The organism is Sporanaerobacter acetigenes DSM 13106 (genome assembly GCF_900130025.1).
GTDB lineage: Bacteria > Bacillota > Clostridia > Tissierellales > Sporanaerobacteraceae > Sporanaerobacter > Sporanaerobacter acetigenes.
Map to the genome: position 1 here is coordinate 202,434 of NZ_FQXR01000004.1, position 14,088 is coordinate 216,521.

Here is a 14,088-nt window from a genome sequence, read left to right on the forward strand (position 1 = left end):
ATGCAAATAACTATGTTAAAATCAAAAATTCACAGAGCAACAGTAACTGATGCAAATCTAAATTATGTAGGAAGTATAACCATAGATGAAAAGCTTATGAAAGAGGCAAATTTATTTGAAAATGAAAAAGTTCAAATAGTAAATATAAATAATGGAGAAAGATTTGAAACCTACGTAATCAAGGGCCCTTCTGGAAAAGGTGATATTTGTCTAAATGGTGCCGCTGCAAGACTTGTACAGCCAAAAGATAAAATTATCATCATGTCTTATTGCATAATTGATGAAAGTGAAGCAAAAAATTTTAGTCCTAAAGTTGTTTTTGTAGACGAAAACAATAATTCAATATAATTGGAAATAAGGTGAGCACAACTGCTCACCTTGTTTATTGCTCTCGTTTATTTATATTTCTTTAAAGATATCAACCAATTCAAATTCCCTGTTTTTCTTAAATTCAAAATCCTTTTCAATTGTCCCATCTTTCAAGTAAATTACCCTATTACAAACTTTAGTTAAAAATTCATAGTCATGAGAAATCACCAATACTGCCTTTTCTTTTGCAATATCCTTTATCAGTTCAGAAACTCTTTCCATATTCAGAATATCAAGCCCTGAAGTTGGCTCATCAAAGATAACAAGCTTTGACTTTGAAACATATGAAAGAGATATCGCAAGTCTTTGTTTTTGGCCACCTGATAATTTAAATGGGTGTTTTTTTCTGTATTCATAAAGGCCAACTTTTTTTAAAGCCAACTCAATATCTGTTTCTTTAACTTGAAAATTGGCTATTTCCAACTCATTCATTACAGAAGAACCAAACAGTTGATAATCTACATCCTGCATAATATAAACAGGTTGTCCATCAACTTCAATTTTCCCCTTATCAGGTCTTTCAATTTTGCTAATAAGTTTAGCGAGTGTTGTTTTTCCTACACCGTTGGCACCAACTATGCCAACAATTTCTCCAACACTTGCAGAAAAACTTACCTCTTTCAAAATATGCTTAAATGAAATGCCAGAGACTTTTAAAACCTTATTCCCAACATTTTTCTCTATATTTTCAAACTGTCTGTCAAACAACGAAAAGGAACGAAATGGGCAATTTTTAAGTTGACGAAATTCAACTTCACTATAAATCCCATCAATCTCACCATCTTTAACATAGATTATCTTGTCTAAAAGTCCACTTAAATAAAACAATCTATGCTCTGCAATAATTACTGTAAATCCCATTTTCTTGAACTTTATGATGAAATCTCGAAGCATTAAAGTCGACCTATAATCCAAGTTTGAAGACGGTTCATCAAATAAAAGTATTTTAGGTCTTAAAGCAAAAGCACAAGCTATACTTAGTTTTTGACGTTCTCCACTTGAAATAGTAAAAATATCCTGATCCATTATATTTTCAATACCTATAAGTTTTGAAATCCTATTAATCTCATATTCCATCTTATGCACTGGATAACCATAGTTCTCCATTGCAAAAGCAAGTTCTGCCTTTGTATTTGTCGTAAAAAACTGACCTCTTGGATCCTGAAAAACAGAACCTATCAAAAGATTGATTTCATTTATATCCTTTTCCCTAATTTTCTCTCCACCAACAAATATATTTCCACTTAATTTCCCCTCTATAAGTCTTGGAATAAGACCGTTCAAACATTTGGTGATTGTTGATTTCCCGCTTCCACTCAGTCCTGTGAGGCAAACCACTTCTCCTTCTTTTATTTCAAAGTTTATATTCCGAATACTTGTATGTTTAGAATTAGAATAACTAAAGTTTACATTAGAAAACACTACCAATACTATCACCCCAAACAATAACAAAAATTATGCATATTAATGATAAAAACGATAGTAAAACATCTCCCCTTTTAAATCTAACATTGAATATACTAGTTCGCTTTCCCTTATTATCAATTCCTTTTGTAAGTCCTGCTGCAGTCAATTCATCAGAAAGAAGAGAACATCGAAAAAGCTGCGGAACTAAAAAATATTCCAAAGTCTTTAATGGATGCCTTATTGTCGGAGAAATCCCTCTCATCTTCATGCACTCTTTCATTATCTTAAATTCCTTTTTAAATGTGGGAAAATATCTCAGAGCAACAGTTATTCCAAGCATTACTTCTCTATTTAAATTCAATGATTGAAGTGCAGATAAAATTTCACTCGTATTATAATCATAAAAAAGTATTGATGCAAGCATCATAAGTGGAAAACACTTCATAAATACATATACAAACATCGCCGCCATCATTGCCGTATTGTTTCCAGAACAATTTAACAAAAATAAATAAACAATATAAAAAATCCCTAACCATAAAGTAAACTTCAAAAGCCTTTTATATCTCCCAAAATAAATCAAAAAGAACGCGGCCATTCCAAAACATATCATCAGTGCTTCAATAGATGAACTGAACATCAATGCAAAAGGAAATAGTATATTTAAAAGCAATATTACCAGTGGGTTTATTTTGTATTTAGCCATAAAATCACCTCTTAACCTAAAAATCTAAATCTGCCATTCCTTAGCTTCACACATGCTTTTATACATTCCTGAATACTTTCCACCTTTCACTATCAATTCATCATGAGAACCACCTTCGATAATATTGCCATCTTCAAATACTAATATTTGATCTGAATCCTTTATAGTATTCAATCTATGAGCTATAACTAAAACAGTTTTATCTTTTGTTATCTTCTTGATTGCATTCTGAATTTCATATTCATTGTCTGCATCAAGGGAAGCTGTAGCCTCGTCAAGTAAAACTATTGGTGCATCCTTAAGAATAGCTCTTGCTATTGAAATCCTCTGCTTTTCTCCTCCCGAAAGACTCTCGCCACCTTCCTGAATAACAGTATCATATCCTTCAGGCAACTTCATTATAAAATCATGACAATTTGCAAGTTTAGCAGCATTTACAACATCTTCCTTGCTTACATTTTCGTTTCCCATTCTAATATTTTCATATATAGTATCTTGAAGAAGATATACATCCTGAAACACCATGCTAATATGCCTTAATAGCTCGTCAACATATAGTTTTTTTACATCAAGTCCACCTATGGTTATTTCCCCAGATCCAGCATCCCAAAATCTCGTAATCAAATTTAAAACCGTTGACTTTCCACTACCGCTTTCTCCTACAAGTGCAGTTCTCTGATTTTCCTTAGCCAAAAATGAAATATTTTTAAGTACCTGTTTTCCTTCTATATATTCAAAATCTACATTTTTAAATTCTATATCATAATTTTTAAAATTATATTTTTCTAAATCATGAGAAATCTGTGGAGTTTCAATAATTGAAAGAAGTTTATCACAAGAAAGTGAAAAATATCTTGATTCTGCATATATTTTAATAAATCCTCTCATTATATTAGTAAGTGCAAGTGACATAATCACGAACATCATCAAATTTTCAGCATCAATACTGCCTCTTATAAAATCATTTACCCCAATTGCCATCACTATAGGAAAACTGATATTGATTATTATAGTCATAGGCATTACATACTTAGCTGCATTAAGTTCAAGTCTGATAGACTCCTTTTTTAAGTCTAATAAGCTGTTTTTCAAATTTTTAAAGCTTTCACCTACAAGATTAAAACTCTTAAAACATTCCATACCCTTTACATATTCTATAACACGAGACAACATTCTTGCTCGAACCTTCTTAGACATATAACCAGTTTTCTTTATAGCATCACTACAAAAACCAATAAGAGGAAGACACACAGCAATTATTCCAATCTGAATAAGCCCTAGTTTTGGTTGAATGGCTATAATTGTTATGGTTAAATAAATTAATAACACTAATAGTTTACTGCTAGTAGGAATCATATGAGTTATCCACTGTTCAAAATCTCTAAGGTCATTTGTCATTATATTTGTTAGCTCACCAATGTTATTTTTATTAAAGAAACCCATATTGATATCCCTAATATAATCCCCCATTCTTATTCGAAGATTTTTAATAGCTTTAGAACCGGAAATCTGCACTTTAGTATATCCTTTATTAAGGAGAAAGTACCTTATTAAAGAAGCTGCAATCATTATAATTGTATATTTCAATACTTTATTACTCGTCAAAGTTCCATTTACTAAATTCAATAAAGTAAAAAAAAGCATACCATAATTAAAACCATGGAATATCCCATCAGCTATAAGCAAGAATGAAGCTTTCTTGATTTCCTTATAACTTTCAGCATCAATTAGCAGTTTTATTCTTTTAAACATTTTTATCCCTCCATCCCGATATTCCAAAGCCTATTATAAAGACCATTTCTATTTATCAAGTCTTCATGTTTTCCTTGTTCTACAATTCTACCTTCATCTAAAACCACAATTTTGTCTACATTTTTTATAGTATAAAGTCTGTGAGCAATTATGATAGCAGTTTTATTCTTTAACAAGTTTTTAAGTGCATCTTGAATTTTCTTTTCATTTTCAATATCAGAATAAGAAGTAACCTCATCAAGAACTACAATTTTTACATCTTTCAAAATTGCCCTTGCAATGGAAATCCTCTGTTTCTCTCCACCAGATAGTTTTATCCCTGTGTTTTCTCCAACTACAGTTTGATAGCCATCTTCAAGAGACATTATGAAATCATGAATTTGAGCCTTTTTAGCCGCCTCTATTACTTCCTCTTCTGTCCTATCCATTCCCATCAAAATATTATTATAAACAGTATCATTTAGCATAAAAACATCCTGAAAAACAAAAGCGGTATTTTCCATAAGACTTTCCTGTTTGTATTCTTTTATATCTTTACCATCAATCAATATTTTCCCTTCATCTACATCCCAAAATCGTCCAACTAGCATACCTGCCGTTGTCTTTCCACTTCCAGAAGGACCAACCAACGCAATCGTAGAATTAGGTTCAACATTAAGAGAAAAATTCTTTAACACATACTCATCTTCATATTTGAAATTGACATTTTCAAATTGTATTTTCCCATATGTATTTGCCATGGAAATCTCACCAAAATTATCTTGCGGTTTTGTTTCCATTATTTTTCTGACATTTTCAGCACCACATATTAGCATTGCAAAATTTGCTCCTAATTCCGTAAGCTTTTGAAAAGAAGTTAAAAATACGGAACTTAAAAGTAAAAACACAACAAAGCTAGAAAGACTTAATCCATTTGTCAAAAACATATAACCACCTATTGGAATTATAAAAAGCAACCCAGAATCAATCACAACCATACCACGAGCATAACCTGGTACAGTTAAATGGGTGATTCTCTTCCAAATATTAAAATAATCCTCTGTTGCATCCCTATATTTCTTAAATGATTTGGCCGTTAAATTAAAGGCTTTAAAAAGATTTATACCATGAATATACTGTACTATTACAGAGTTAAGGTTCGTTTTTATTCTATTGAAATCATCCATATAAGCATCATAACCTCGGTAAATCCATGTCTGCATGGCAAAGGACAATATCAGCGGAATAAAAAGTGTCAAAGCTAACTTCCAGTTAAGTATAAGTAAATATACTATAATGATAATAGGAATCGCTATTGATTCTGCCAAATCAGGAATCTGATGAGCGATAAACAATTCCAGTTTTTCAACATCCTCATCAATAGCTTTTTTTATCTCTCCTGAAGTATGTTTCCTGAAAAACCCCATATTTAACTTCCCAAGATGATTTAATGCCTTCATTCTAATTTCATAGAGTATTGAAAAAGCTGCAATATGAGAAAAAGAAAGTCCTAAAAGCGTAAATATAATATTTAAAGCAATGGCTATTATCGTATAATAAACATAAACTTTAATTCTAGATACATCCCCAATACCAGAAGTTAAAAGCATGACTATCTTATAGATTAATGCATAAGGAGCCAAACCAAAAATTGAAGATAAAACAGTTGATACAACAGATATCAACATCTTATATTTTTGTCTGCCCGATTTATCTAGGATAAATCGGACATTTTTCTTTAAATCCCCCATATTTAATCCTCCTCAGCATTAAAATGCTTTGACAAAATCTTGCTCCCAATATATACACCTATTATCCCCAATACAAAACATATAAGAGTTGCCCAAACTCCCATAATTCCTTCTGTGTACTTAATATATTCATTCATAGCTTCCGGAGTTTGTCCTCTTGATATCCAAGTAGCCTTATATTGTTCTAAAAAAAACCATGATGGAATAATAGCACCCCAAGCCTGACCAACTGACATAAGACCATAGCCTATTCCAACTTTTTTCATATTTTTATAGTCATCTTTTCTACATATTAAATCTGCAATTATCGCCGTACCTGTAGTAGTAATAAACCAAGGTAAATATCCACCACCCATCAGTGACATCAGTGCCATATTAATGATAGTTAGAATTGTAAATTGCCACATCTTTCCTAATTTCTTTGATATGAAAACTATAACTGTTCCACCGATAATTGCAAATATTCCTGGTGAAATTGCATGTCCAAAACCACCTAATGGTGAAATGGCCATTGTTACAATAACGTAAAGCACAGTATACAATGCACTGATAATTCCTAAAAATACAAAATCCTTTACCTTTAATTTTTTATCCATAATCGTCAACCTCCATAATAAAATTTTAAACACTTATAATTTTGAGGTATTATTTAAAGAACTAAATATATTTCTAATTAACAAACTTGATATTTCATTGGATATATTGTTCCCCCAAAAAACTCCTCTTGTTGTTAAATTGTATTTATCATCTACCTTTTCAACAAAATCTTCTTTTTCTAATTCTTTAATAAAGTTCTTAACAATCTCCCTGTTCTTATCATCCTCAATTGTATTTAAATCTATATTGGCCATTTGAACTTGTCCAACTACCATTTTTATTAAATCATAATAAGAATTTACTTCCATACCACTTATATTCTCTATATTTTTTACTTCTTCGCGAAAACTATCCATTTTAAGAGAATTCATTACAAGAGTATTGCCAATATAACCTCCTGCCCCTGCTCCTATAGGTAGTGTATCTTCCCCATTATGTCTTCTAACTATATATTTGTATTTATCTCTATCTGGCTTAACTATCTTGGTTAACTCTAAAAATTTGAAACCATTTTTTAAAGCTTCCTTTGAAATTCCATTAAAAAACATCTTTTCTCTTTCAAAATTTCTTTCATAAAAATCCTTAGAATCTCCAATTATTTTACCTAATGTAGCTTTTTCATTTATAATTAAAGAATAGAAAGAAAATCCTGCTAAATCTAAATCTATAACTGTATTTATATCTTCTATAGCCTCATCTAAAGTTTCCTCTGGATAATTGTATATAATATCTATATTTACATTTGAAAAACCAATTTCTTTTAGCTTATTTATTCTTTCTATAGCCACTTCTTTTTTACCAATCCTACCCAATACAGCCCTACCATTGTCAGAAAAGGTCTGAACACCTATACTAAATCTATTTACTCCTTCTTCATAAAACATTCCTATCTTATCATCTGAAAGCTCAGATATAGTAGTCTCAATAGTTATCTCACAATCTTCAGTTAATGGAAGATAATTTCTTATAGCCCTAAGTATCTTTCTTAAATCTCCACTATCCAAGGCAGTTGGCGTTCCGCCTCCGAAATACACAGCATCATATTTACTATCTGTAATATATTTGAACTTGCTATAATTCTCAATTTGTTTTACTACTAAATCAGCATAATCAGGTGGAGGTGACATTAAATTTCTTCTCATATTGCAAAATGTACATATTTTCTTACAAAAGGGTACATGAACATATATTGCACCCTTTTTATTTTTCTTATAATTTTCATTTAACTGTTTGCTTAAAGTTTTACTTCCCTTAATCAAATATTTGAAATTTTCACTAGAATCATGATGAGATTTTAATCTCATTTTATATCTATTTTGTTCTAATTGCATTTTTCTTCACCTTTTTCCAAAGACTTTATTAGATTTTTAAATATTTCTTGAGCTTCTCTTATATCATCCTCATTTGGATGTTTACTTGCCTCTTCATGTCTTTTCCTTCTCTCTTCTGTCATTCCATGAGGATGATCTGGTGGCAAATCCTTAAATCTTTCAATTAATTTAGGGTCAACTTTTCCTTGACATAAAAACTCTGCCACAACTTCATTTTCCCTTTCTAACAATTCCCTTACTCTAATCATTGTTTTTTTAGCATGATCTGAATCAGGATAAGCACCTAATGTGCCAATTACAGCTACCTTTTTACCTTTTATTTGTTCCATGTATTTTTTTGCTTTTTCATCAGCCATACCTTTATCAACCCAAAAACCTACTATTATTAAATCAAATTTATTGGGATCTATGCCTTCATCTATAGGAACCATATAACTATTATCTGGTAATACTTCATATACCCCTTCTGCTACTTTTTTTGTATTTCCTGTTCTACTTGAATATGCTAATAAAATCTTCATAATATTCCTCCTCTTAAATAACTTTTTTAGGTATTATTACTGGATAATGATCCAAATCATCATAATAAATTTTTGCTTCCACATTATATACTTCTCTAAGTAATTCCTTTGTAAATATCTCCCTTGGACTACCATTCCCAACAATCTGCCCTTTTTTCAATACTATAATTCTATCGCTATATTTTGCTGCTTGATTTAAATCATGAAGTACCATTATAACGGTCATATTTAGATTCTGATTTAACTTTTTTACTAATTCCAGTAATTCTAATTGATAAGAAATATCTAAATAAGTAGTTGGTTCATCTAATAATAAAACCTTTGGTTCTTGGGCTAAAGCTACTGCCAACCATACTCTTTGTCTTTCTCCTCCAGAAAGGCAATTGATCTTTTTGTATTGTAGTTCTTTTAAATTAGCATTCTCTATAGCCCAATCGATTATCTGTTCATCATCAATATCCTTGCTTTGATACCATTTCTTATGAGGAAGTCGACCATAATATATTAAATCCCTTACACTAATATCAGATGGTGAAGTATTATGTTGAAGAAGTATTGAAAGATTCTGAGACACTTCTTTATTACTCATATTTGTAATACTATTTTTGCCTATATGAACCATCCCTTCTTGAATTTTTAATAATTTTACAAGGGATTTTAAAATAGTTGATTTTCCTGAACCATTTGGTCCTATTATAGAAACAATTTCACCTTTTTCTATATTAGTTGTAAAATTTCTAACAACTGTCTTTTTCTCATATCCTAATTGTAAATTAGATATCTTAACAACTTCCATTTACTTTCCTCCTTTCCTCAATAAATATAAAAAGAAAGGCCCACCTATTACTGCCATTATGGTTCCAACTGGCAATTCTATAGGTTTAGCAATAGTTCTTGCAAAAGTATCAGCTAAAAGTAACATTGTTGCACCGCCAATCATACTAAAAGGTAATAGATATTTATAATCTGAACCAATTAACAATCTACTTATGTGAGGTATTATAAGTCCAATAAAACCAATTATCCCAACAACAGAAGTAGATATTCCCGCTAAAAAAGCGGCAAGTATAGAAAGCAATATCCTACTTCTATTTACATTTAAACCTAGATTTACCGCCTTCTCATCTCCCAAAAGAAGCACATTTGCTGGTCTAATACAGAAAAACGATAGCAATAATCCAACAATACTATAAGGTAATATCATCTTTAAGTCATTCCAACTTCTACCAGAAACACTCCCATTTACCCACATAATAACTCCTTGTATTTTGTCGCTGTTTAATACTGAAATTAGGGAAGTAGCCCCACCTAGCATTGCATTTATAGCAACTCCAGATAAAATAATCCTCACGGGCTTTATTCCATCCTTCCATGCCAAAATATATATTAGAAAAGTTGCAAATATTCCTCCTAAAAAAGCAAACAAAGGCACCAAATAAGTGTATTCGGGCTTTAGTAACATTACACTAATGGCAGCTAAACTTGCCCCTGAAGAAACACCTATAATCCCTGGATCTGCCAAAGGATTTTGCATCACTGACTGCAAAAGTGCACCTGAGGTAGCCAAATTTGCACCTACAATTACCGCTATCAAAACCCTTGGCAATCTAATATCCATTATTATAGATTTATTAATTATGTCACCTTCATTAAAAATAAACTCAATTATTTCTCTTACAGGAATGCTTACACTACCTAATCCAATTGAAAGAACTAATACCCCGATAAAAATCAAAATAGAAATAATAATAATTGATACTTTCTTCATTCCCTCATCACCATTTAATTCGTTTCATATAATATTTTTGATAATTCTTCAACCGCACCTACGATTCTTATATTTCCTGAAACACCAAAATATTTATTATCTAAATCATAAACATTATCATTTTTTACAGCTTCGAACTTCTGCCATATTTGATTTTCTGAAAATTCCTTTTCAAACATTTTCTTACTATCTTTTGGATTTGCATGAGTTAATCTAAGAATCACATCAGGTTGTAACTTCAAAACATCTTCCATGCTTAGAGAAACATATGAATCTTCAAAATCTCCTATTTCATCAGCTATATTTACTGCTCCAATTTCCTTAACCAAACTTCCAACAAAAGACTTTTTTGTTGCAAGCATAATGCTCTTTGGAGAACCAAATAAAATCATAACCCTTGGCTTTTCTCCTTCTTTTGTATTTTTTAATATTTCTTGTACCTTTGAATTTACTTCATCTATAAACTCTTGAGCTTCTTTTTCTTTACCATATATTTCTCCTAACCTTTTCATTGAACTTAATATATTATCATAAGAGTCATTTTCAATAAAAACTGATTGTATATTACTATTCTCTAATTTCTTCTCTAAATCTGCTTGTAGAGAAGATACAGAAATGAACATATCCGGATTTAGTGATTTTATTATCTCTATATCTGGATTCATAGGTTTACCTATCTTTTCTGCATCTTTACAGCTTTCTGGCAACGGATACCTACTTTCAGGTACTCCAATCATTTCAACTCCCAATAAATCTAACATCTCCACAACTGCAACAGTACCACCTATAGTTCTTTCAGGATATGCTTTTGTAGTTTCTTCACTAACTTTACTTTCTTCTTGTGTTTCACTACTATTAGCCTCTGTTTTAACTTCATTAGACTTGCAACCTGTCACTCCAGTTAAAATTAAAGCTAAACACAAAAATAAAATTAATTTTCTTTTCATGGACAAATCTCTCCTTCATTAAAAGTATTTGAAATATTTTTAAAGATGTTTTATAATACATATGTATTGATAATGATTTTCATTTTCATTTATATGTTTTAGTATAGCTTCTTTCAAAAAATATTTCTTTAAATATATTTTGAATTTTTTAACTTTTTAATGATTTTAAAGAGAGGATGATAATATTGGAACTGTTTTTCTTAGAAGAAAAATTAATTGATAAAATAAATTTAGGTTATAAAAAAGATGCTCTTTATTCTTATGAAGAATTATTCAATTACTTTTCTACATATGATCTAGGAAATGGTTGCCCTATAAGATCTATAAAAAATCATCTTGTATTGCTTACTCAATGTCTATATGAAAACTTTTGTAAAGATATAATATGTAAATATAATCTGTACCAAAAAAGAAATGCTTTTGTATTAAATTTTGAAAAAAGTGAATCCATAGATGAATTATATAGAATTGGCAAAGAAATGATACTATACTATTCCAATACTGCCATAGAAAAATGTATATGTGTCAATAACCCAATAGTCAAAGAAGCCCTAAATTATATACATAGTCATATTGATGAAGATTTAAGCCTAGAAAAAATCGCAAAGGAAATTCATATAAGTAAAAATCATCTTTCTTGTCTTTTCCGACAATGTACTGGATATTCTTTTTCAAATTATATTAACCACATCAAAATTGAAACAAGTAAAACTTTGTTGAAAAATTCAAAAAAATCCATACTAGAAATAGCTATTGAATGTGGTTTCAATAGTGAAAGTTATTTTTGTTCTACTTTTAAGAAATTAATTGGAGTTACCCCTACTGAATACAGGAATCATTCATAACAAAAAAACACAAGGTGACAGTGATATGCCCCTTGTGTCTTTTTTAGCATTTTCCTTCATAAATATATTTCTAATTCTTCTATTAAGTCATTGACAATTTGTCTATGCTAATCATCTTTTTTATAGAATATATATATTTTGTTATATTAAACCCCCCAACTCATTTATTATTCCCCGACAATATTCATCATTTATAATTCTAAACTTTGCCATATCACGAATTACCACATCCATATTAACTGTAGTTCTTTGAATATGTATCGACATAAACTTGGACGCATTAAACTATTTTTACCTATAATATTTATTATAGAATTTTTTCAAAAGCTATTCTTTCGTTTCCATCCTCTAAATAAATTATCCCACAGTACTCAAATTTGTTTTTCTTAAGTAATTTCTGCATAGCCAAATTTTCTTCATGAGTATCCACTTTGATACTGTGTACACCCTTATCTAAACATATTTCCTCTACTTTTTCCATAATTGCAGTTGCAAGTCCTTGCCTTTTATATTTTGGATCAATAGCCATCCTGTGAACAACTACATATTCATTGTTGCTAATCCATTTGCCATTATAAATATGCTCATAAGTCTTTTCTCCATGAAAAGAGACTGATGCAGTTCCAATTATGGTATCGTCCTCCAACAAAACATATCCATTTTCATTTTTAATGTCCATAAGTATGGTTTCTAAATTGGGATAGTTGTTTTGCCATTGATCAATTCCCCGTTCTTTGAAATGTTCTTGTGCCTGTCTAATAATATTCATTATGCTATCAATATCTGATTCAACAGCTTTCCGAAATTCCAATATTATCAATCCTTTCATTTCACATATTTGTCAATGTGAAAGCCTTTCTTCTTTTAAATCTCTTGAAAATAAGTAATCCTACAATAAAAACACAATTTATAATTAAAACAATGATACTTCCCTCAATTCCAAATAAAGTGCATCAAAATTGGAGCCAATAGTCCGTCAGTATATACGGATACCAAAGACAATAGAATACTATATGTAAAATATACATTTTGAATACAATAAGTAATACCAGCCCAATCCACAATATGCCTAATGCAATATACAATTACCTTTCTGACTTTGTTGGGAATTTGAGACTTTCACGGTAAATATCTATTGAACATTATAGCATAGAACCATATACTAAAATCAAATTTTATTCCAATACCAAATCATCATCTATGCCATAATCATCTGACAAAATATTATAAAGTCTTGAATATGTAGCTTCTTTATAGGGATTTACAAATATTCCTCCTATCCCAAAGAAAAGAAAGCCTAACAGTTCCCATCCAATAAAAGACAAATCCAGTACAAACATATTCCATTTATGCCCATCTGTCATATTTCTACTTTTAGTTATTGCTTCTTTTGAGGATAGCTCTGGTTCTTCTGATAAAATATATGGCACCAATCTATACTCATAAGATTTTATTATACCAGGTATTATGAAAAGAAGAGTCCACAATATAGTATAAAGATCTCTTAAAAACTGTGTCTTCAAAATAGAAAAATATTCTTTCCTGTTGAAAGTTGAAAATAAATTTTCTATGCTTGCATCTCCTTCAAATCCTTTAAGAAAAAACCTGGCCCTTCCTACTTCTAGTGCATATCCTAATATTATTGAAATAGCTATAAAAAATATGGAGATAAACAAAAATGTTCCTTTATCTAAATAAAATACAGGAGAACCACCAAATTTTCTAATTGTAAAATTAAGTACAGGATTTTTGAATTCAATTCCCACTTTATTCATTATCTCATCGATCATTGGATATTGACTGTACCTATCAACTACTTCCAATTGATTGCTAGTACTAGTTCTACCTGCCAGAGATACAATGATACATACCAAAAAAGCTTTCCAATAGTGTTTTCTTAAAAAATCTTTTGCATAAGCTTTAATGCTCTCTCTTGACCACATAAAAGCACCCCCATTTTATTTAATTCTGTACTAATTACTTATTACATTAATATTGGAACTATTCTATGTACAATATATCATAATACAGTCTTCATCAATACATATATAATCAAATAATAAAGAATTTGTTTATATCTTATCTAAATAATATGTTTTTTTCAACAAAAAAACG

The 14,088-nt window shown here is 30.2% G+C and carries 14 protein-coding genes; 2 read left to right on the forward strand and 12 right to left on the reverse strand.

What is annotated here, in order from left to right; all coding sequences use genetic code 11:
* A complete protein-coding gene (panD, locus tag BUA21_RS04955) occupies positions 1-348 on the forward strand; it encodes an aspartate 1-decarboxylase (RefSeq protein ID WP_072743660.1) in 348 nt (115 codons plus the stop codon).
* Between the two features lie 51 nt (positions 349-399).
* Here the strand turns inward: panD and BUA21_RS04960 are convergent, their stop codons facing one another.
* The 10 genes from BUA21_RS04960 to isdE are packed head-to-tail and all read right to left on the reverse strand — an operon-like array spanning position 400 to position 11,128.
* Complete coding sequence (locus tag BUA21_RS04960) at positions 400-1,791, reverse strand: ABC transporter ATP-binding protein (RefSeq protein WP_233242547.1); 1,392 nt, start codon at positions 1,789-1,791, stop codon at positions 400-402.
* Entirely contained in the window at positions 1,781-2,482 is a 702-nt protein-coding gene (locus BUA21_RS04965; protein ID WP_072743662.1) for an energy-coupling factor transporter transmembrane component T family protein, read from the reverse strand. The genes BUA21_RS04960 and BUA21_RS04965 overlap by 11 nt, the downstream gene beginning before the upstream one ends.
* Positions 2,483-2,506: 24 nt before the next feature.
* Positions 2,507-4,234 (reverse strand): ABC transporter ATP-binding protein, encoded by a 1,728-nt coding sequence (locus tag BUA21_RS04970; protein WP_072743664.1) that lies wholly within the window; start codon positions 4,232-4,234, stop codon positions 2,507-2,509.
* A gap of 2 nt (positions 4,235-4,236) precedes the next feature.
* Positions 4,237-5,964: an ABC transporter ATP-binding protein gene (locus BUA21_RS04975; RefSeq protein WP_072743666.1), complete on the reverse strand. Its 1,728-nt coding sequence runs from the start codon at positions 5,962-5,964 to the stop codon at positions 4,237-4,239.
* Positions 5,965-5,966: 2 nt separating this feature from the next.
* The gene (locus BUA21_RS04980) at positions 5,967-6,560 is read right to left on the reverse strand and encodes an MptD family putative ECF transporter S component (protein ID WP_072743668.1); all 594 of its coding nucleotides are present in this window, start codon (positions 6,558-6,560) and stop codon (positions 5,967-5,969) included.
* A gap of 33 nt (positions 6,561-6,593) precedes the next feature.
* On the reverse strand, positions 6,594-7,892 hold the full coding sequence (locus tag BUA21_RS04985) for a radical SAM protein (RefSeq protein WP_072743669.1): 1,299 nt from the start codon (positions 7,890-7,892) through the stop codon (positions 6,594-6,596).
* Entirely contained in the window at positions 7,883-8,413 is a 531-nt protein-coding gene (locus BUA21_RS04990) for a flavodoxin family protein (protein WP_072743671.1), read from the reverse strand. Before BUA21_RS04990 ends, BUA21_RS04985 begins: the two co-directional genes overlap by 10 nt.
* A gap of 13 nt (positions 8,414-8,426) precedes the next feature.
* Positions 8,427-9,209, reverse strand: a complete 783-nt coding sequence (locus BUA21_RS04995; protein WP_072743673.1) for an ABC transporter ATP-binding protein — start codon at positions 9,207-9,209, stop codon at positions 8,427-8,429.
* The gene (locus tag BUA21_RS05000) at positions 9,210-10,181 is read right to left on the reverse strand and encodes a FecCD family ABC transporter permease (protein ID WP_072743675.1); all 972 of its coding nucleotides are present in this window, start codon (positions 10,179-10,181) and stop codon (positions 9,210-9,212) included.
* A 14-nt stretch (positions 10,182-10,195) separates the two neighbouring features.
* The gene (gene isdE, locus BUA21_RS05005) at positions 10,196-11,128 is read right to left on the reverse strand and encodes a heme ABC transporter substrate-binding protein IsdE (RefSeq protein WP_084604158.1); all 933 of its coding nucleotides are present in this window, start codon (positions 11,126-11,128) and stop codon (positions 10,196-10,198) included.
* A gap of 185 nt (positions 11,129-11,313) precedes the next feature.
* Here isdE and BUA21_RS05010 point away from each other — a divergent pair, with 185 nt between their 5' ends.
* The gene (locus tag BUA21_RS05010; protein WP_072743679.1) at positions 11,314-11,973 is read left to right on the forward strand and encodes a helix-turn-helix transcriptional regulator; all 660 of its coding nucleotides are present in this window, start codon (positions 11,314-11,316) and stop codon (positions 11,971-11,973) included.
* Positions 11,974-12,280: 307 nt separating this feature from the next.
* On the opposite strand, the gene BUA21_RS05015 is transcribed toward BUA21_RS05010, so the two are convergent.
* Together BUA21_RS05015 and BUA21_RS05020 are read right to left on the reverse strand one after the other, a co-directional pair.
* Positions 12,281-12,802: a GNAT family N-acetyltransferase gene (locus BUA21_RS05015; RefSeq protein ID WP_200796515.1), complete on the reverse strand. Its 522-nt coding sequence runs from the start codon at positions 12,800-12,802 to the stop codon at positions 12,281-12,283.
* A gap of 346 nt (positions 12,803-13,148) precedes the next feature.
* Complete coding sequence (locus tag BUA21_RS05020) at positions 13,149-13,916, reverse strand: DUF975 family protein (RefSeq protein WP_072743683.1); 768 nt, start codon at positions 13,914-13,916, stop codon at positions 13,149-13,151.
* Positions 13,917-14,088 lie beyond the last annotated feature (172 nt).